The sequence below is a fragment of the Bartonella massiliensis genome, from assembly GCF_902150025.1.
Taxonomy (GTDB): Bacteria; Pseudomonadota; Alphaproteobacteria; order Rhizobiales; family Rhizobiaceae; genus Bartonella; species Bartonella massiliensis.
Genome location: NZ_CABFVS010000002.1, coordinates 166,432 through 187,340, shown reverse-complemented (window position 1 = coordinate 187,340; position 20,909 = coordinate 166,432). Strand labels below are relative to the sequence as shown.

The following is a 20,909-nucleotide window of genomic DNA, read 5'->3' as shown; positions in this document are numbered from 1 at the left end:
TAAAGAGCCCTACGAATGCAAGAAAAACAAGCATATTTTAAAAATAGTTTTCTTCCTTACGGACTGCTTTTTCCTCAGCTTCTTGTGACTTTTTTGTTCTTCTTTTGGCCAGCTGCTCAAGCCATAAAATCATCTTTTGAGCGTGAAGATCCTTTTGGCTTTACAACAACCTTTATTGGTTTTGAAAATTATTTAACCGTTCTTTCTGATCCTATTTATCTGCAATCACTTCTTACAACTGCAGTATTTTCCATCTCAGTTACTGTCGCTTCAATGACAATATCCCTTCTTTTGGCTGTCTGTGTTGATCGTGTTATTTGTGCAAAACAAGCTTATACAATGCTTTTGCTCTGGCCCTATGCTGTTGCTCCAGTATTGGCAGGTATATTATGGTTGTTTATCTTTCATCCCACCATCGGGATTATCCCTTTTCTTCTCGAGAAAATAGGGGTGCTATGGAATTACCGTATTAATAGCACTCAGGCGATGCTTCTTATTGTCATTGCAGCCAGCTGGAAACAGATTTCTTACAATTTTCTCTTTTTTCTTACAGCTCTTCAATCCGTTCCGCGTTCTCAAATAGAAGCAGCAGCCATTGATGGTGCTGGTCCCTTTAAACGATTTTGGACGGTGGTCTTTCCGCAAATTTCACCAACGACATTTTTTCTTCTTATCGTCAATGTCAATTATGTTATGTTTGACACTTTTGGTATCATTGATAGCACAACTTCTGGAGGTCCTGCGCGCGCAACGAGCACTCTCGTCTATAAAGTATATGATGATGGCTTTAGAAATCAAATAATCGGAGCTTCAGCAGCACAATCAACACTCTTGATGTTGATGGTTATTGTCTTAACGTTTATCCAATTTCGCTGGATTGAGCGTCGTGTACAATATTAGGAAACACATTATGGTTGAAAATCGTCCTATTTTAAAATTTCTAACGCATATCACTCTCATTGTTGGTATTATCATTATTTGCTTTCCAGTTTATGTTGCGATCATTGCGTCAACTCATAGTTCAGCAGCATTTAACGCCGGAACAATACCTCTTTTACCTGGGGAATATGCTTTGGAAAATTATAAAACAATCTTTGGAAATGGCCTTGCACAGCGTGGTCTCCCTAACCTTTGGCCACTCTTAATGAATTCACTCATTATGGCTCTAGGGATTAGTATTGGCAAAATTATTATTTCACTTTTATCTGCTTATGCAATTGTCTACATGCGTTTTCCTTTCCGAAAAACTGCTTTTGTTCTTATTTTTGTTACATTGATGCTTCCTGTTGAAGTTCGTATTCTTCCAACTTATGAGGTTGTTGCAAAATTGGGGATGATCGACACCTATAGTGGAATGATTATTCCACTTATTGCATCTGCAACCGCTACATTTTTATTTCGGCAATTTTTTTTGACTGTTCCTGATGAACTCTTAGAGGCAGCACGTGTTGATGGAGCAGGACCATTTAAATTTTTTAAGGATATTCTTCTTCCTCTTAGTAAAAGCAATATCGCTGCTTTATTTATCATTATGTTCATTTATGGATGGATACAATATCTCTGGCCTCTTATCATCACAACGGATCAAAATCATCAAACGATTCTCGTTATTTTAAAACAGCTTATTATCGAATCCCTTCAACATGATCCTCAATGGAATATCCTCATGGCAGTATCGGTTGTTGCCATGGTACCCCCTGTCCTTGTTGTTATCTGCATGCAGCGGCTTTTTATCAAAGGCCTTATTGAAACGGAGAAGTAATTATGGCCACAATCCAGTTATCAAATATAAAAAAACAGTATGAAAACGGCATTCTGGTCATTGATGATTTAAATTTAACTGTTGCCGATAAAGAACTTCTTGTTCTTGTTGGTCCTTCAGGATGCGGAAAATCAACGTTATTACGTATTATTGCAGGACTTGAACAAGTCACTTCAGGTGACTTGTGTATTGATAACGAACGTATCAATGATCGTGAACCAGCAGAGCGCGATATTGCGATGGTTTTTCAAAACTATGCTCTTTATCCCCATATGACAGTTCGCGGAAACTTAGAATATGGTCTGAAAAATCGAAAAACCCCTAAAAAAGAAATAAAAAAGCGCATCGCACATGCTGCAAAACTTTTGGAGATAGAACCATTTCTTGATCGTAAACCACGACAATTATCAGGAGGACAACGTCAGCGTGTTGCGATGGGGCGTGTGATTGTACGTCAACCTCGTGTTTTTCTTTTTGATGAACCTCTTTCAAATCTTGATGCAAAATTACGGGCGCAAATGTGTATTGAGATAAAAACGCTACAGCGTTCATTAGGAACAACGAGCCTCTATGTTACCCATGATCAACTAGAAGCCATGACATTAGCCGATAGAATAGTCGTTTTGAATAAAGGAGCTATTGAGCAAATTGGAACACCAATGGAAATTTATGATACTCCAGAAACCACATTTGTTGCAGATTTTATTGGTTCTCCTCCTATGAATTTTCTTGAACGTCGTGTCTTAGAACAACATTTAGGGCATTCATGTTCTTACAGCGAAGAAACTGATCTTTTAGCTTTCAGACCTGAAATAATCTTATTGGGTGAACACCCCGATAAAGGACCTGTCTTTCACACACAAATTGAGTTAATTAAGCCTATCGGAACTGGTTGCCATATTTTAACGCGTTGGAATAATATCATTTTTACGATTGAAATAAAAGAACGCTTGACACACGACTATGGTCAAAACTTAAGTTTTACTGTCGCTTATCAAGATTTTCATACCTTTAATAAAAATACTGGAAAGCGGACAAAGAATAAGTAAACATCAATTGATATAACAAGACTTTTTTTATGCTGCATCGTGATAATATTGTGCTTTGACTCTCTCGATTACATTCACAAAATCTAAAGTGTAACTGATGAGATTAAAAAATGAAAAGTTTTTGTAATGAGCTATTGTCACATGACACCGAGAGTGTCGAAACACTCATATGAAGAAATTCTATCTTTTTACGATCTGTAGGAAGAATATTATCCGTACATATCATAAAGTTTTTTCATTGAAATTAATAGCGATAATAATTGATTAACCATATTTTTGCTAATTTAGAAAAGTATTTTTTCATAAAAACAGTATCTTATCATCTATTTTCTGATGAGATAATTTATATATCTTATAAAGAATGAATAAGAAAAATAAAGAGAGTAAATTATTTACGAATGCTAGCGTCAGGTATCTCATATCTTGGCTTTGATTAGTGATATAAAAGGTCAATTTTATCCATAAAAATACGATGGTGTTCAAAATAGTTTGCACAAGGATAGATACGTTCTACTGCATCACAATAGATTGGTTTATAATGATCATTCACTGTTTTGTACGGTAAGTGAGAATCCCAAATACTGAAAGACTTTCTCATTCCGAAACTGTTTTATGTTAAATCAATCCAAACCATTCGCTTGGCATTACAAGTGGGGAGAGTCGTTTGGCTAAAAAACGATTTAAAAAAACTTAAAATGCCTCTTATGAGTCGTTTCGATGCAAGAGTTGGAGCAATATTCTAGGATTGGTAAATAGTGTGATAGGGCCCACTTGCTTCTTGATCAGTGTAAAGATGGGGAGATCAATAGAATGCTTGTTATACCATTCACAAACTGCCATCGTGAAATGAGCTTGGGTACCTTAAGAGATGTCTCTTTAGCATCATCTTTTGATTGAGCATTGTCATTTTTATGCTTATACAAAGTGCAAGCGGGTGCTATCATTCTCTGCTAGTTTCTCATGTTGCGACAATCCTTGTATCGAGACGACTCATAAGAGACATTTTTCCAGTATTTTTATCTATACGCTAATCCTACTTACATATCATCAATGAGAGTTACCGTGTGGCGCAAACGCTTTAAGAAAAAAATAAAAATACTGCTTATGACTTGTTTCAAATGTTGAGAAGTATTGAAAAAAAAACATTGGAAAATAGAATAATAATGCTCGCAGTTCGGGCTCCATAAGGTAATAATTTCACTTATGATTTCATCTATCTAAGTATCTATAAGGTATAATTTTTTCTGTAAAATTAACTTTGTTTCATACCATTGTTATCAATCATAGATGTTGGATATCATTGGTAATATAATCATAATCCTATATTTTATAAAACTTTTTCTCTTCTATAAAAAAGATTTTTTAATGTTTTTTGATGGCATTAATGATGGTATTCACATTATGCTCCATCATATCGAGATAAGTTGCGGCAGGACCATTTTCGTTTGACAATGCATCAGAATAAAGGGTTCCACCAATTTTTAAACCTGTTTCTTTTGAAATTTGTTTGATGAGACGGGGGTTAGAGATATTTTCAATAAATAGTGCTGCTGCCTTATTTTCTTTAATTTGTGTGATAAGTTTAGCAACATCAGCTGCGGTTGCTTCGGCTTCTGTTGAAGCGCTTTGGGGGGCAAGGATAGTAAAGCCATATTCTTTGGCAAAATAGCCAAAAGCGTCATGAGATGTAATAATGATACGTTTATCCTTAGGGAGGGTGGCAATTTTTGTTTTTAAGGTATCTTGTGCTCTTTTAAGCTTTTGGATGTAGATTTCGGCATTTTTCTTGTAAAGAGTACAAGATTGTGAATCAATTTTACAAAAAGCAGCAGCGATATTCTTTACATAGATTTCGACATTGGGAATTGTTTGCCAGGCATGTGGATCAATAGTGCTGTGATGATGATGGGCACTATGTTCTTGATTTTCCATTTCGAGAGGATGGATGTTTGCGCTAACCTTGACGAGAAGTGCTTTTGTAGCACTTGCTGTAATGAGGCGGTCAATGAATCCTTCTAAATGAAGGCCGTTGATAAAAATAATTTCAGCATTTCTAAGAGCCTGGGCATCATGGGGTGTGGGTTCATAAGTGTGGGTATTCGCATTAGGACCTACAAAAGTGGTTATAGAGATATGGTCGCCTCCTACATTTTTTACGAGATCTGCGAGAATAGAAAAGCTTGCAACAACTTTTATTTTATTGTGTGCAGAAGCAGAAAATGAAGAAAGGGCAAGCAATAAAGCGCCAAGCAGAAAAATTTTTTGAGTAAACTTAAACATAGCTTTTCCTTAAAGTGAGGAGGAAGTATAAAAGAGGTGGGGAAACCGTGTTACGATAAAACCGCGTGGACTTATCAGGCAAGAAACAAGATAAATAAATCCCGCGGCAATGATGATGGCAGGGCCGGAGGGAAGTGAGAGATGAAAAGAAAGCAAAAGGCCACATAGACTAGAGATGATTCCAAAAAGAATGGAAAGCACACAAATAGGACCTAGCCGTGAAAACCAAAAACGAGCGGTAATCGCTGGAATCATCATAATGCCAACGGAAAGTAATGTTCCTAGTGATTGAAAGCCTCCAACCAGATTTAACACCACAAGTCCAAGCAATGAAATATGAATATATTTACTCAATGGAGAGAGTGATTTAAAAAAGAGGGGATCAAAGCTTTCTAAGACAAGTGCACGCCAGAAAATAAAAAGGCTGCAGAGTGTGATGAGCATTATGACGCTGATCAACCAAAGGGCTTGTGTATCAATTGCAAGAACCGATCCGAATAAAAGATGAAGCAGTTCAATGGTTGAATCTTTCAGTGAGATAATAATGACACCTGCTGCCAGTGCAATAAGATAAAAGACGGTCATGGATGCATCTTCTTTCTGAAAGCTATTTCGTGAAATTAAAATGGTTGCTAAAGCAACAATAATGCCAGCGAAAATACCGCCAAGTGTCATAGATATGAGGGAGAATCCGCAAATGAGAAAAGCAGTTGCAACACCAGGAAGAATGGCATGAGAAATAGCATCTCCTGTCAAACTCATTCCACGGAGCATTAAAAAAACACCGACAGGACAAGCGCTAATAGAGAGGAGAATAGAACCAATAAGAGCACTTTGCATAAAGTGGAAATCAACAAAGGGGGCAAGAAAAAATGCATACACGTAGATTATAACCTGAGACAGAGAGAATCATTGATAGGAGGGAGATCCTTTTGTGCACGAACACACGAAGAGTTGGATGTGAAAGAAGGCATAATATAGTGAATTGTGTTGTCGAGAAATTGTGTTGTTTCTCCATAAAAGGCGTTTTGTTGATTAATTTGAATCATTTGAGGAAAAAATTCTTGCACGATGAGAGGATCATGGAGTGCTGTGAGAACTGTGCGACCTTTCTGTTGCCAGTATGTAATCAGAGTAAGAAGATCTTTTTGGGTATGACGATCGATACCATTGAAAGGTTCGTCAAGCAAAATGATATCGGCATCTTGTACAATGATACGGGCAAAAAGAGCGCGTTGTAATTGCCCCCCTGATAATGTTTCAAGCGAACGGGTGGTAAGTGCTGTAAGCCCAACCATTTCAAGCGCATTTTGAATCTTAGAATCATAAGGGCGCTGGTTTTTCCACAATCCACAAAAAGACCACAGCCCTGTTTTTACAAGCGTTTTCACATCAATTGGAAATGTTTTATCGATATCACATTGCTGAGCAAGATAAGCAATGCGACTTTTTTTCGGTTTTGTAACTTTTCCCTTAAGAGGTTTAATTAAGCCGGCGATGGTTTTTAGCAGTGTTGATTTTCCAGCGCCGTTATCACCTGTTATGGCAACCAAAGAACCTGCTTTTAACTTTGCCGAAAAGTTCTTTATTGCTATTCTATTCCGATAGCCTAACGTTGCTTTATTGAAGTGCAGATCCATAATTTGTACCATCTTTTCTTAACTATTTTGGAGATTATGTAATAATATAACGGTTGTCAATAAAATGTTATATTATTACATAGTTTGAATACTGGTTATTTTAGTGGGAAGATCGTGGAAAATTCAAAATAATGGTTGAATCCTCCTTGACGAAAGAGAGAGTGTGTATACTATATATAGTATCAAAATGATTGGTGATTCTAAATAAGCACAAGAGAGGGTGTTAGTGTGTTTCGTTTGGTATCTAAGTTATTTCCAATGTTATCGTAAAGAGTTTATTGACCAAGGATATGGCAGTATTCTTTCGAAAGTATTTCTTTTGGAAGGGGTTCCTTTCATTTTTGTAATTGATGTTTGCCGTAAAAGAGTAAAATAGAACTCTTGAAAAGCGGTAGTTTAGAACATTCGTTTTTTAAACAGCAGGAGGGAATTGTTTGCCGAGCAAAAGATTGTTTTATAACTGGAGGTCTGCGCCATTTAAGTTGTAGAATAATCGCTTATTCTCATCATAGCCTTTATAGTCTTTGAAGTTATTTGATGGGGAATTTTTATGTTCAGGAAGCTGCGTGCTCTTTGAAAATAATCATATGTTTTGCGTACAATTTCTGTTTTTTGTTATTCTTGAGTACCTATAAAATTATGAGATTAACTCTTTTAGAGTTAATCGTTTGAAATTGTGAAAGTTGAAGAAAATGTCGATCACTATTTATAGCAAACCATCTTGTGTCCAATGTGATGCTACACGTCGTGCTTTTGATGCAAAAGGCATTCATTATCGCGTTATTGATATTTCTTGTGATGAACAAGCATATAATTTTGTTCAATCTCTGGGGTATCGTCAGGTTCCTGTCGTTGTTTGTGGTGAGAATCATTGGTCTGGTTTTAGGCCAGATATGATTAGTGGTCTTTGTGCTTAATGGGGCTTATTGTTTATTATTCGAGTGCAACGGGTAATACAGAATATTTTGTCTCGCAGCTTGGTCAACGACTTTTCAAAATTGATAAAAAGAAACCGTCTGCATTAGTGAGTGAACCCTATGTATTGGCTGTTCCTACATATGCGGATGGCGAAGGACGAGGGGCTGTACCGAAAGCCGTTATTCATTTTCTTAACGAAGATGGGAACCGCAAATTCATTCGTGGTGTCATTGGCGGTGGGAATCGTAATTTTGGTCGCTATTATAATTTAGCAAGTAAGATTATTGCTGAAAAATGTTGTGTACCTTGCCTTTATCGTTTTGAGCTGCGTGGAACTGATGAAGACGTTATTTGTGTAAAAAAGGGATTGGAAAGATTTTGGAAACAATTGGGATAGAACAGTCACAGAAATCCGATCAAATTACTGATTATCATGCGTTGAATGCAATGCTTAATCTTTATGATGAAAATGGTCATATCCAATTTGATATGGATCGGCTTGCTGCACGGCAATATTTCCTTCAGCATGTTAATCAAAATACAGTTTTTTTTCATAACCTGAAGGAAAAAATAGATTATTTGATAGAAGAAGGTTATTATGAAAAAGCTTTATTTGAGCTTTATGATTTTTCTTTTATTAAAAAGCTTTTTAAACGCGCTTATGCATTTAAATTTCGTTTTCCTACTTTTCTAGGCGCATTTAAATACTATACCAGCTATACGCTAAAGACTTTTGATGGGAAACGTTATCTTGAACGGTATGAGGATCGTGTTTGTCTTGTGGCTTTATATTTAGCACAAGGGAATAAATCTCTTGCTGAAAGTTTTGTAGATGAAATTATTACAGGGCGTTTTCAACCAGCAACGCCAACATTTTTAAATGCTGGAAAAAAACAACGTGGTGAATTGGTTTCATGTTTTTTGCTTCGTGTTGAAGATAATATGGAATCGATAGGCCGTGCGGTTAATTCGGCTTTGCAGCTTTCAAAACGCGGTGGCGGTGTAGCGCTTTGTTTAACCAATTTGCGGGAGGCTGGAGCGCCAATTAAGCAGATAGAAAATCAATCATCCGGTGTTTTGCCAGTGATGAAACTCTTGGAAGATTCATTTTCTTATGCCAATCAGCTTGGGGCACGCCAAGGGGCAGGAGCTGTTTATCTGCACGCACATCATTTGGATATTATGAAGTTTTTGGATACAAAGCGTGAAAATGCTGATGAAAAAGTCAGAATCAAAACGCTTTCGCTTGGTGTGGTTATTCCTGACATCACTTTTGAGCTTGCACGGAATAATGAGGATATGTATCTCTTCTCATCATATGATATTGAGCGTGTTACAGGCAAAGCCTTTAGCGATATTTCTTTAACAGAGCATTATCGCTCCTTTGTTGATAATGCAAAGATTCGTAAAAAGAAAATAAGTGCGCGCGTTTTTTTCCAGACATTGGCAGAAATTCAATTTGAGTCTGGTTATCCCTATATTTTATTTGAGGACACTGCTAATCGATCAAATCCGATCGCTGGACGTATCAGTATGAGCAATTTATGTTCAGAGATTTTGCAGGTCAGTGAAGCAAGTGAACTGGAGACAGATTTAACTTATCGCACGATAGGAAGTGATATATCCTGTAATCTTGGATCAATGAATATTGCCAAAGCAATGGAAGGTCCTGATTTCGGACAGACGGTGGAATCGGCTGTTCGTGCTCTTACGGCAGTTTCGGATATGAGCAATATCGCTTGTGTGCCTTCTATTGCGAAAGGCAATGCTGAAAGTCACGCGATTGGTTTGGGACAAATGAATTTGCATGGGTTTCTAGCACGTGAGAAAATCTATTATGGGTCTCCAGAAGCGATTGATTTTACCAATATCTATTTTTATATTGTGACCTATCACGCCATACGAGCTTCCAATTTAATTGCGCGCGAACGTCAAGAAATGTTTGCAGGATTTGAAAAATCAGCTTACGCAGATGGACATTTTTTCGAAAAATATATCGAAAAAGAATGGAAACCGCAATTCGCGCTTGTGCAAGAGCTTTTTGCACGGAATAATATTATTATTCCAGATCAAAAAGATTGGCAGGAGCTCAAAAAACGCGTTATTGAGTATGGGCTTTATAACCGCAATTTGCAGGCAGTTCCCCCTACAGGATCTATCTCCTATATTAATCATGCCACATCTTCTATTCATCCAATTGCTTCAAAAATTGAAATTCGCAAAGAGGGAAAAATTGGGCGCGTTTATTATCCCGCTCCTTATATGGATAATACGAATTTGAATTTTTACCAAGATGCTTATGAGATTGGTCCTGAAAAGATTATCGATACCTATGCTGTTGCGACACAGCATGTCGATCAAGGTCTTTCATTAACACTCTTTTTTCCTGATACCGCGACCACACGTGATATTAACCGCGCACAAATTTATGCTTGGAAAAAGGGTATAAAGAGCATTTACTACGTACGATTGCGGCAAGTCGCATTGAGTGGCACAGAGGTTGATGGCTGTGTTTCGTGCAGTTTGTAGGAGGTTATCATATGACAAAGATTACAACCAAAAATCCTATTGTGTCTGCTGTTAATTGGAATAGATTACACGATGAGAAAGACCTTGAAGTATGGAACCGCTTAACTGGAAACTTTTGGTTACCCGAGAAGGTTCCACTGTCGAATGATATTCCTTCATGGTCGAGCTTAACAGATGAAGAACGCAAGCTAACGATTCGTGTTTTTACAGGACTAACGCTTCTCGATACCATTCAAAATACCGTGGGTGCTATTTCACTTCTGGCTGATGCAATCACAGAGCATGAGGAAGCTGTTTTGACGAATATTGCCTTCATGGAAGCGGTTCATGCACGGTCTTATTCCTCTATTTTTTCAACCCTTTGTTCGACGGTAGAGGTTGATGATGCATTTAGATGGTCAGAAGAAAATATTCATTTGCAAAAAAAAGCAAGGTTAGTCCTTGAGCGTTATGAAGCCAATGATCCGCTCAAGAAAAAGATTGCTTCAACTTTGCTAGAAAGCTTTTTATTTTATTCTGGTTTTTATTTGCCTATGTATTGGGCTAGTCGCGCTAAATTAACCAATACAGCAGATCTCATTCGATTGATCATTCGTGATGAAGCCGTCCATGGTTATTATATAGGCTATAAATTTCAATTGGGCTATGCAAAGCTTGATGAAGCCAAAAGGCAAGAAATTAAAGATTTTGCTTTTAACTTGCTCTTTGATCTTTACAATATCGAGTGCAAATATACTGAAGATCTTTATGATGCTCTTGGATTGACGGAAGATGTGAAAATTTTTCTTCATTATAATGCCAATAAAGCTTTAATGAATTTGGGTTTTGAAGCTCTGTTCCCGCCGGAGGTTTGTCGTGTTAATCCTGCTATTTTGGCATCTTTATCACCAAACTCTGATGAAAATCATGACTTTTTTTCAGGGGCAGGTTCTTCCTATGTCATTGGCAAGGCGGTTGCAACCACGGATGATGATTGGGAATTTTAACGCTTGCATGTAAACAGAAGTGCGCGGGGTATATTATTGAAATCTTTGCGCATTTCTAAACATTGAAAACCATTTTTTTCAAACAAATTGCAGACTTCTTTTTCTTGATTATAACCAATTTCAACAGCAATATAGCCGTTTTCTTTTAAGTAGTTGGCGGCGCCATGGGCGAGCTTTCGATAAAAATCAAGCCCATCTTCCCCTCCGTTCAGAGCGCGCAATGGATCATGTAAGCGAACTTCTTTTGCAAGTTTTTTGATATCTTTTGCAGGAATATAGGGTGGATTGGAAACAATGAAATCAAAGCGACCTGTGACAGAATCAAACCAATCGCTAAGAAGAGGTGTGAAGCGATGGATTACTTCAGCATTTTTTGCATTTTTTGTCGCTGTTTTAAGGGCATCTTCAGAAATATCGACCACCACTGTATAGGATTGGGGAATTTGTTTAAGAATAGCAATCGCAATAGCGCCGCTTCCTGTTCCCATATCAAGGAGTGTGGTTTTTTTCGAACTTTCGACTTGTTTTTTGAGGAAAGGGAGAACAAGATCGATAAGTGTTTCTGTATCCGGACGGGGTTCTAACGTTCCTTGAGACAATGCGAAGGGTATGCCATAAAATTCTCTCATTCCTATAATGCGATAAACCGGCTCACCTGCAATACGCCGTTGTATGAGCTGTTCTATTTGTCTCATATGCTCACAAGACACATGCATATCTGGTTTAGAAATTCTTTCAGCAGCATTTGTTCCTGTTATCCATTCAACAAGTATTTTCGCATCGAGATCGGCTTCTAAAATTCCTTTTGCGCGTAATTTTTCTCGCACTTGTTGGATGATATTTTTGAAAGAATATTGGCTCAATGATTATCCATTTCCATCAGCAGTGTTGTTTGATGATCTGAAATGAGTGCATGAATAAGCTCATCAATATCTCCTTCCAAAATTCGATCAAGCTTATAAAGGGTCAGATTAATCCGGTGATCTGTGACGCGTCCTTGTGGAAAATTATAGGTACGAATACGCTCAGAGCGATCACCGGAACCAACTTGGCTTTTACGAGAAGCTGAACGCTCACTTTCCGCTTTTTGTCGTTCGGTATCAAACAAGCGTGCCCGTAAAATTTGCAGCGCCCGTGCGCGGTTTTGATGTTGTGATTTTTCTGCTTGTACGACCATAATTCCGGTTGGAATATGCGTGATACGAACAGCTGAATCCGTTGTATTGACATGCTGTCCTCCTGCTCCAGAAGCACGCATTGTATCAATACGAATATCTTCCGGACGAATATCAATATCAATTTCTGCAGCTTCTGGCAGCACGGCAACGGTAGCAGCAGATGTATGGATACGCCCACCGGTTTCTGTTTCCGGGATACGTTGCACACGATGAACACCTGATTCATATTTCAATTTAGAAAAGACACCTTTTCCTGAAATGCTTGCAATAATCTCTTTATATCCGCCAACATCCCCCTCACTGAGTGAAATAACTTCTACTTTCCAATTGTGAGCATGGGCATAGCGTTCATACATGCGGAAAAGATCACCAGAAAAAAGTGCAGCTTCTGATCCACCTGTTCCTGCTCGAATTTCAACAATAGCGCTTTTTTCATCAGCAACATCTTTGGGTAAAAGCAGAATTTGGAGTTCTTTTTCAAATTTTTCTACTTTTTTATATAAAGATGGGAGCTCCTCTTGGGCAAGATTTCGCATCTCTATATCTGTTTTTTTATCGTTGATAAGCATTTCTAATTCTGCAATCTCTCCGTAAAGAGCATTTAATGCGCGGATAGAGGAAATAACGGGTTGTAGTTCTGCGTATTCAGAAGCTAATTTGACATATATTTCAGCATTTAGATTGGTCGTCATTTGGCTTTCAATTATTTCAAAGCGCTTTTCAAGCTGTTTTATGCGATCTTGTGGCAAAGAAACCATGATAATATTAGCCTAATTTTTCATAATACAATTTTTATAATATTTTATTGCAATGCTTTTTTATTGTAACACTGACAATGAATTAGCGTATAGCATCATACAAAAAGAGGTAATAAAGCAGAAAAACTTTTTTGCCAATGAAAACTATGCTATTTTTAAGGTAATTTTTTATAAAATTCGATTTACTAGAGCTATTTCATCTCATAATATATCATTATTTCTTTAAGAGCTTTTTTCCGTAAAGTTCAAGGCGATGATGAATAATATTATAGCCAAGGGATTTTGCAATTTCCTCTTGCAGTTTTTCAATAACATCAGAATGAAACTCGATAACTTGTCCTGTTTCTATATCAATGAGATGATCATGATGTTGCCCATCTGCTTGCTCAAAACGAGAGGGGCCACCATTAAAGGTATGGCGATGAATTGTTCCATTTCCTTCTAATGTTTTCATGGTTCGATAAACCGTTGAGAGTGAAATACTCGAATCTATTTGGTTTGCGCGCTGAAAAATTTCAAAGGCATTGGGATGATCATTTGTATCAGACAAAATATCAAGGATAACACGCCGTTGACGCGTTACCCTTAACCCAGCTGCACGCAATTCTTTCTCATAGTTTTGCTTTTTATTCATCTTCATTGTTTGCTTTTCAAACAAAGGCTCCATGACAGTGTTTGTATTTTTTCTCTGAACCGCAAGGACAACGCTCATTGCGTCCAACCTTTCCCCATGTCGTTACATCGTTGGGATCACGGTCTTGTGGATTAACAAACCTATTTTCTTGTGCACGTGCCCATAAGGATGGTCCCTTTTCTGGACTTTGATCATTAAAGCCAGAAGAATCAGCATCCGCTTGCTCAGAGATAGTTGGTTCTGTGGGGTGTTGAATAACTTCAAAGCGCATAAGCTTAGACGTGACAATTCTGCGCAAATTTCTCAACATACTTTGAAAAAGTTCAAATGATTCTGTCTTATACTCATTGAGTGGATCCCGCTGCGCATAACCGCGAAAACCAACCACAGACCGCAAATGGTCTAAACTTACCAGATGTTCACGCCATAAAGTGTCAATCGTTTCGAGCAATACTGCTTTGTGAAAATAAGCCATAACCTCTGGAGTGTAGCGTTCAGTACGCTCATCTTCAAGTTTTGTCACAGCATCTGAAATACGCTCTAAAATTTGCTCCTCGGCAATTCCATCTTCCTTTGCCCATTCTTCCACTGGAAGCTCAAGATTAAAGAGTTCTTGAAGCTCTTCTTCGAGAGCTTTTACATCCCATTTTTCAGAATATGTTCCAGAGGGAATATAAATCTCTACAAGATCTTCCACGACTTCATTGCGCATTTCATGGATCATTTCTGATAAATCATCTGCGTTCATGACCTCCATACGCTGTTCAAAAATAACCTTGCGTTGATCATTCATGACATCATCATATTTTAGCAGATTTTTACGAATTTCAAAGTTCCGTGCTTCGACCTTTTTTTGCGCTTTTTCAAGGGCTTTATTAATCCATGGATGGATAATAGCTTCATTTTCTTTCAATCCAAGTTTTTGCAGCATGCTATCCATACGGTCGGAGCCGAAGATACGCATGAGATCATCTTGAAGAGAGAGAAAGAATTTTGAGCGACCAGGATCTCCCTGGCGACCAGAACGTCCACGAAGCTGATTATCAATACGGCGGCTTTCATGACGTTCAGTTGCGATAACATAAAGACCACCAGCTTCTAAAGCTTTTTCTTTAAGTTTGTTGACATCTTTTTTGATTTCTTCAATTTTAGCTGTTCGCTCTGGTCCTTCGGGGATATTCTGTAGTTCTTGTCGGATACGCATTTCAACATTACCACCAAGCTGTATATCCGTACCGCGTCCCGCCATGTTGGTTGCGATGGTAAGAGCTCCAGGAACGCCTGCTTGCGCAATGATATATGCTTCTTGCTCGTGATAACGAGCATTTAAAACTCTAAAATCAGTAATACCCTCTTTTCGCAAACGCGCTGCCAATTGTTCTGATTTTTCAATAGAGGTTGTTCCAACAAGAATAGGCTGTTTTTTTTCGTGCGCTTGACGGATATCACGCACAATTGCTCGATATTTCTCTTCTGCTGTTCGATAAATTTCATCATCTTCATCAATACGTTGTACGGGTAAATTGGTAGGAATTTCGACAACGTCAAGACCATAAATATTTCTGAATTCTTCGGCTTCTGTTGTTGCCGTTCCAGTCATTCCAGATAATTTTCTATACATACGGAAATAATTTTGGAAAGTGATGGAAGCAAGAGTCTGATTTTCTGGTTGAATAGCAACATGCTCTTTAGCCTCTAATGCTTGATGGAGTCCTTCAGAATAACGCCGTCCGGGCATCATACGACCTGTAAATTCGTCAATGATAACGATTTCATCATTGCGCACAATGTAATCTTTATCGCGAACAAACAGTTTATGGGCTTTTAGAGCATTATTAACATGATGAACGATAGCAACATTTTCTATGTCATAAAGACTTTCACCTTTAAGATATCCAGCTTGTTCGAGCATTTTTTCAATTTTTTCAGTACCAATTTCGGTAAAGGTCGTTGTTTTTTGCTTTTCATCTATTTCATAGTCCTCTGGAATTAAGGTTGGAATAAATGTATCAATAAGGTTATAAAAGTCAGTACGATCTTCTAGAGGACCAGAAATAATAAGGGGGGTACGCGCTTCATCAATGAGAATAGAATCCACTTCATCGACAATTGCGTAATGATGACCTCGTTGAACCATTTGGCTATGATCGAAAGCCATATTATCACGCAAATAATCAAAACCTAGTTCATTATTTGTCGCATAGGTGATATCACATGCATAGGCTTGTCTGCGGGCATCGCTATCAAGATCATGAAGAATAACACCTGTTGTAAGCCCTAGAAAACTAAAAATTTTTCCCATTGTTTCAGCATCACGACTGGCGAGATAATCGTTTACTGTCACAACATGAACACCTTTACCTTCCAATGCATTAAGATAAATTGGTAGGGTTGCCATTAATGTTTTACCCTCACCGGTACGCATTTCAGCGATACCACAGTCGTGAAGAACCATTCCACCAATAAGTTGTACGTCAAAAGGACGCATATCATAAACACGTTTTGCGGCTTCACGAACCGTTGCAAATGCTTCTGGTAACAGTAAATCAATACTTTCACCATCATTAAGACGTTTGCGAAAAGCATCTGTTTTTTGGCAAAGCTGCTCATCACTTAATTTTGCGAATTGTTCTTCCAAAGCATTAATTTGTGCAACTTTTTGGCGGAGTGCTTTGAGACGTCGCTCCTGAGCTGAACCAAAAAATTTACGTGCAAAAACACCTAAATTGACCATCTCTGGCCCTTTCTTTTAATTGTTGTCATTCTTGCTGGGTACTTCATATGCTCTCCCCATGCTCTACATTTTTTTTTAAGTTTTCTGATATTAAAAAATGTAGATGGTACCATTATACTTGCTGGTGTGCAATTCTTCACTTTAATTGTAAAGTAGAGATAAGAGGCGAAATATGCTATGTCAACTTTATGTATGCGGTTTAGCTGATACAATACAAAGTAATTTAAGATACAATATATCATTTTCTCTATTATCATGTGTTTTATCTGTATTAGATAGGGTTGGAGACACCGAGATAAAAGAACGACTTTATACTTTTTAAAATAAAATTACTCATTTATTTCTCTATGTTTAAAGATTAAAGTGTTATGGTAAAGAAAATTGGAATCTTGAACCTGCCTTCATTTTTAAGGAGTATATTTATGAAATTTAACTTTATCACGCTGTTTTTAGCATCAACTTTATTGGCAAGTACAAGTTTAGGGGTTAGAGCCCAAGAAAATTTGAATTCATCGTCGAATGATTTAAAGACTTTGGAGAAAGCTTCTGAAAAGGCTGTTTCTCCTTCTCATGTTATGGCTGTTATTGATGGGAAGAATATTACAGCAGGTCAATTGGATGATTTAGCGCTTGAAATAAATCCTAATTTAGCACGTTTTCCTGATGAACAACGCCGTGTGATGGTCTTAAAAGCTTATTTGGATATGCAGGCACTTGCAAAAGCAGCAAGAAGCAAAGACCTTGATAAGACAGAAGCTTACGATAAACGTATGGCAGTTATGCGTGACAATGTGCTTCAACAGCTTTATTTTAAACAGGCGATTGTTGACAAAATTTCAGATGCTGATTTGGAAGCTCTTTACAAAAAGGAAATTGCTGCTTTACCTAAAGAGGATGAAGTTAAAGCTCGTCATATTTTGGTTAAAACGAGAAAAGAAGCAGAATCTATCATTAAGCATTTAAATAAAGGCGAAAATTTTGAAGAGATTGCAAAGAAAAGTTCAACAGACGGTTCTGCTGCTGTGGGAGGCGATCTTGGTTATTTTAGCCATGGTCAAATGGTTAAGCCTTTTGAAGATGCTGCATTTGGTCTAAAAGTTGGCGAATACACAAAACAACCCGTTGAAAGTCCTTTTGGTTGGCATATTATTAAATTAGAAGATCGTCGTGTAAAACAACCTCCTGCATTTGATGACGTTAAAGAGATGTTGCGTACACAGTTGATAAAAAAGCGCTATCAAGAACTCATTGTTGATTTGCGGAGCAAGATAGATGTGAAATATCCCGATCCTAATGTTGCAAAAATTATGGAATCACTTAATCAAAATGGGACGTTGCTTCCCGATGAGACATCCGATGAAGAAGATACGGAATAATGAGAAAAAATAAGTAGATAGTCTTTTGAATAGAGAGTTTGCTAGGTTTGTTTTTTCAAAAAAAATCTTAGCAACTCTTTATAAGAGATTATTGATCTGCAATTATTTTATTTGTTTTTATAGAAAGCATATTGTGGTTTTTAAAATATCTCCTTTGGCGCCCCAAAACATCCAAGAGCTTTCCCCATTATCAGGTGTACGGATAGCAACAGCTAAAGCTGGGATTAGATATAAAGATCGTACAGATCTTCTTTTTATTATATTTGATAAACCAGTGAGTGTGGCAGGTGTTTTTACACGTTCAAAATGTCCATCTGCCCCTGTAGAGCACTGTCGTGCATCGCTTCCCCATGGGGTTGCAAGAGGTGTTGTTGTGAATTCTGGAAATGCAAATGCTTTTACAGGACGCAAGGGAAAAAATACAACCAATGAAATCATTTGTGCAGCAGCGAACACTTTAAAGGTGAGAGAAAATGAGATTTTTATAGCTTCTACGGGTGTTATTGGTGAGCCAATGGATGCATCGGGTATTGTAAATCTTTTACCTAATATGGCAGAGACAGCAGAAGAGGAAAATTGGTTGGAAGCTGCAAAAGCCATAATGACAACGGACACATTCCCAAAACTTGCTACGCGTACTTTTGATTGTGGGGGGGAGAATATTACTATTCATGGAATTGCAAAAGGTGCTGGTATGATTGCACCCGATATGGCGACAATGCTGTCGTTTGTGGTTAGTGATGCGACGATTTCTTCAGATATACTTCAATCCATGTTATCAGAGGCCGTTGAGGGGTCTTTCAATTCGATTACTGTTGATAGCGATACCTCGACTTCAGATACGCTTATGTTGTTTGCGACAGGAAAAGAACATTTTCCTCCTCTTACAAGTCAATCTGATCCGCGTTATGGGATTTTTGTGAAACAATTAAGTTCACTTCTGCATGAACTTGCACTCCAAGTTGTGTGTGATGGTGAGGGGGCGCGCCATTTAATTGAAGTGAATGTGAGGGGTGCGACAACAAACAATGCAGCGAAAACGATTGCTTTATCCATTGCAAATTCACCGCTTGTAAAAACAGCTATTGCCGGTGAAGATGCAAATTGGGGGCGAGTCGTTATGGCGGTTGGGAAGGCTGGTGTTGAAGTTGATCGTGATCTATTGACGATTTGGTTTGGTGAACATCGTGTGGCAGTAAATGGCGAACGAAATCCTGTGTATTGTGAAGAGACAGTAGGTTCTTATATGCAAGGTAAACACATCACAATTCGTGTTGATATTGGTTTGGGTGAGGGCACAGCAACGGTTTGGTCTTGCGACTTAACAAAAGAGTACGTTATGATCAATAGCGATTACAGAAGTTAACAGATGCAATCTCTAAATATTTAACGGCCTATCATTTTTTTAAGAGAATGAGATATATGAATTCTTTTTAAGGTAAGGGAATATGATAAAAAGACAGTTATATTCCCATTGGAGAGCGATATGTGTATAAAAAGTTCTCTTCTTCTTGTTGTTGCCTGCGCATTGTTAGATCAAAATAATCGTGTTTTGCTTACCAGGCGTCCTGAAGGAAAATCGCTGGCTGGTTTATGGGAGTTTCCTGGTGGAAAGGTTGAGCAAGGTGAAACTCCAGAAATCTCACTGATTCGTGAGCTAGAAGAAGAGCTTGGTGTGTATGTTCAGGCAAATAATTTACACCCTTTAACGTTTGCGAGTCATAGCTATGAAAAGTTTCACCTCTTAATGCCATTGTATCTTTGTGACCATTATGAGGGAGTTGCGCAAGGGCGAGAGGGACAGAGTTTAGAATGGGTTTTTATGAATGATCTTGATAAATATCCTATGCCTGATGCTGATAAACCATTGATTCAGATATTAAAAAATCATTTTCTTTAATGTGTTATAAGAAGGAAAGATTATTTAACTATAAGTATTGATTTATAATTTTTTATATTAAATGGGAAAATCCAATCTCGTAAAATCTATTCTATGCTCAATCAATCAAAGCCATGTCTTTTGTGCGTTCCAAGCAGAGAGAGCTACGTGGATAAACGATTTAAGAAAGACGTGAAGTCCATTCTGAAAGAACGCTCTCCAACAGTCAAAGGGTTATCATAACATTAATAATTGGCAAAATTTATAATGGTGGCGTTAAATATTCCATAAGCATAAAATAGTGGCAGATAATGGGGTTATACTTTTTCGTATATTGTTGTGAGGTGGGCTTGGGGGTACTGAGAGATATAAGGAGCGTTTATTTCATGAATATCGATAATAGGAGAAATTTCAAAAGATTCTTTAAGAAGAAGATGTTTTGAGCTTGTTATGAGAGATTATTTTATATGACCAATAACTTAAGCATCGTTGTAATACAATTTATTGTGATAACATATTGTTTTATAACAATAAATTTCTTCTCTTGATGCTTTACGATTTTTCATTCAAAAAAATTTCAATAACGTACAAAGAGTGGTGTATAATGTGAAAAACAATTTTAAAACGAATAAAATACACGACTAATGAACGATTAAATATAAAAAACTATGCAATTTTCATATTTTTAAAGATATTGTCTCTGTATATTTTTAAAAACTGTAAGGCTAAATGCAAAAGAAATGATAAAACTACGTAATAATTTCTACCTTCAGCATCTTATTCAAAATAATACGCCTTATTTCTCTATGGATTTGTAATAAAACTGTTTGAGACAGTGAAATATGATAATGTAAGAAACTCTGATTCAAATTATGTAATTCGGATTTATGATTCACTAACGGATATTTTTTTATGAAAATTATGCAGTAAGTCTATCAATAAATTTTCACACTATTTAAAATAAACGAGTATTAATAAAGGTTTCTCAATAAATATTGAATCTGAGTTTTAAAAAAAGATCAAAAGTATTCCCTTTGTTCAAGGAAGGCGCATCCTTCATATAATACAGAGCGCCATTGCTTTGATATTCGTGGGCCTGTTTTTTTAAGATACATCTCTCAACACATTTAAACCCCTTTCTCGTTGGTTCTTCGTGAAGAGCATAAGGTTAAAGCCCCTCATGGAA

Annotated in this window: 17 protein-coding genes; 10 read left to right on the top strand and 7 right to left on the bottom strand. The window is 37.4% G+C overall.

Features of this window, described 5'->3' with window-relative positions; all coding sequences use genetic code 11:
* Nucleotides 1–15: 15 nt before the first annotated feature.
* The 3 genes from ugpA to FNZ60_RS01180 are packed head-to-tail and all read left to right on the top strand — an operon-like array spanning nt 16 to nt 2,811.
* Nucleotides 16–900, top strand: coding sequence for a sn-glycerol-3-phosphate ABC transporter permease UgpA (ugpA, locus tag FNZ60_RS01190; RefSeq protein ID WP_142415934.1), 885 nt, complete (start codon nt 16–18; stop codon nt 898–900).
* Nucleotides 901–910: 10 nt separating this feature from the next.
* Nucleotides 911–1,762: a sn-glycerol-3-phosphate ABC transporter permease UgpE gene (ugpE, locus tag FNZ60_RS01185; RefSeq protein ID WP_142415933.1), complete on the top strand. Its 852-nt coding sequence runs from the start codon at nt 911–913 to the stop codon at nt 1,760–1,762.
* 2 nt (nt 1,763–1,764) lie between these two features.
* The gene (locus tag FNZ60_RS01180) at nt 1,765–2,811 is read left to right on the top strand and encodes a sn-glycerol-3-phosphate import ATP-binding protein UgpC (protein WP_142415932.1); all 1,047 of its coding nucleotides are present in this window, start codon (nt 1,765–1,767) and stop codon (nt 2,809–2,811) included.
* Nucleotides 2,812–4,173: 1,362 nt separating this feature from the next.
* Here the strand turns inward: FNZ60_RS01180 and FNZ60_RS01175 are convergent.
* The 3 genes from FNZ60_RS01175 to FNZ60_RS01165 are packed head-to-tail and all read right to left on the bottom strand — an operon-like array spanning nt 4,174 to nt 6,731.
* On the bottom strand, nt 4,174–5,091 hold the full coding sequence (locus FNZ60_RS01175; protein ID WP_142415931.1) for a metal ABC transporter solute-binding protein, Zn/Mn family: 918 nt from the start codon (nt 5,089–5,091) through the stop codon (nt 4,174–4,176).
* Nucleotides 5,092–5,100: 9 nt separating this feature from the next.
* On the bottom strand, nt 5,101–5,973 hold the full coding sequence (locus FNZ60_RS01170) for a metal ABC transporter permease (RefSeq protein ID WP_142415930.1): 873 nt from the start codon (nt 5,971–5,973) through the stop codon (nt 5,101–5,103).
* A 5-nt stretch (nt 5,974–5,978) separates the two neighbouring features.
* Nucleotides 5,979–6,731 carry an ABC transporter ATP-binding protein gene (locus FNZ60_RS01165; RefSeq protein ID WP_142415929.1) on the bottom strand — a complete coding sequence of 251 codons (753 nt, stop codon included), beginning with the start codon at nt 6,729–6,731 and terminating at the stop codon, nt 5,979–5,981.
* A gap of 692 nt (nt 6,732–7,423) precedes the next feature.
* Here FNZ60_RS01165 and nrdH point away from each other — a divergent pair.
* From nrdH to nrdF, 4 genes are read left to right on the top strand one after another with little or no spacing between them, the layout of a single operon-like run.
* Entirely contained in the window at nt 7,424–7,648 is a 225-nt protein-coding gene (nrdH, locus tag FNZ60_RS01160) for a glutaredoxin-like protein NrdH (RefSeq protein ID WP_142415928.1), read from the top strand.
* Nucleotides 7,648–8,046, top strand: coding sequence for a class Ib ribonucleoside-diphosphate reductase assembly flavoprotein NrdI (gene nrdI, locus FNZ60_RS01155; RefSeq protein WP_142415927.1), 399 nt, complete (start codon nt 7,648–7,650; stop codon nt 8,044–8,046). The genes nrdH and nrdI overlap by 1 nt, the downstream gene beginning before the upstream one ends.
* Nucleotides 8,028–10,178, top strand: a complete 2,151-nt coding sequence (gene nrdE, locus FNZ60_RS01150) for a class 1b ribonucleoside-diphosphate reductase subunit alpha (RefSeq protein ID WP_142415926.1) — start codon at nt 8,028–8,030, stop codon at nt 10,176–10,178. The genes nrdI and nrdE overlap by 19 nt, the downstream gene beginning before the upstream one ends.
* An 11-nt stretch (nt 10,179–10,189) precedes the next feature.
* Nucleotides 10,190–11,164 (top strand): class 1b ribonucleoside-diphosphate reductase subunit beta, encoded by a 975-nt coding sequence (gene nrdF / locus FNZ60_RS01145; RefSeq protein WP_142415925.1) that lies wholly within the window; start codon nt 10,190–10,192, stop codon nt 11,162–11,164.
* Here nrdF and prmC read toward each other — a convergent pair.
* The 4 genes from prmC to secA form a co-directional block, all read right to left on the bottom strand.
* Nucleotides 11,161–12,027: a peptide chain release factor N(5)-glutamine methyltransferase gene (gene prmC, locus FNZ60_RS01140; RefSeq protein ID WP_142415924.1), complete on the bottom strand. Its 867-nt coding sequence runs from the start codon at nt 12,025–12,027 to the stop codon at nt 11,161–11,163. The genes nrdF and prmC overlap by 4 nt on opposite strands.
* Complete coding sequence (gene prfA, locus FNZ60_RS01135) at nt 12,024–13,100, bottom strand: peptide chain release factor 1 (RefSeq protein WP_142415923.1); 1,077 nt, start codon at nt 13,098–13,100, stop codon at nt 12,024–12,026. Before prfA ends, prmC begins: the two co-directional genes overlap by 4 nt.
* Nucleotides 13,101–13,314: 214 nt before the next feature.
* Entirely contained in the window at nt 13,315–13,812 is a 498-nt protein-coding gene (locus tag FNZ60_RS01130) for a Fur family transcriptional regulator (RefSeq protein WP_142415922.1), read from the bottom strand.
* Nucleotides 13,751–16,468 carry a preprotein translocase subunit SecA gene (gene secA, locus FNZ60_RS01125; protein ID WP_142415921.1) on the bottom strand — a complete coding sequence of 906 codons (2,718 nt, stop codon included), beginning with the start codon at nt 16,466–16,468 and terminating at the stop codon, nt 13,751–13,753. Before secA ends, FNZ60_RS01130 begins: the two co-directional genes overlap by 62 nt.
* Before the next feature lie 422 nt (nt 16,469–16,890).
* On the opposite strand from secA, the gene FNZ60_RS01120 reads away from it, so the two are divergent.
* The 3 genes from FNZ60_RS01120 (at nt 16,891) to mutT (ending at nt 19,744) form a co-directional block, all read left to right on the top strand.
* Nucleotides 16,891–17,844 (top strand): peptidylprolyl isomerase, encoded by a 954-nt coding sequence (locus FNZ60_RS01120; protein ID WP_142415920.1) that lies wholly within the window; start codon nt 16,891–16,893, stop codon nt 17,842–17,844.
* 133 nt (nt 17,845–17,977) lie between these two features.
* On the top strand, nt 17,978–19,210 hold the full coding sequence (gene argJ, locus FNZ60_RS01115; RefSeq protein ID WP_142415919.1) for a bifunctional glutamate N-acetyltransferase/amino-acid acetyltransferase ArgJ: 1,233 nt from the start codon (nt 17,978–17,980) through the stop codon (nt 19,208–19,210).
* Nucleotides 19,211–19,330: 120 nt separating this feature from the next.
* Nucleotides 19,331–19,744, top strand: coding sequence for an 8-oxo-dGTP diphosphatase MutT (gene mutT, locus FNZ60_RS01110; protein ID WP_142415918.1), 414 nt, complete (start codon nt 19,331–19,333; stop codon nt 19,742–19,744).
* Nucleotides 19,745–20,909 lie beyond the last annotated feature (1,165 nt).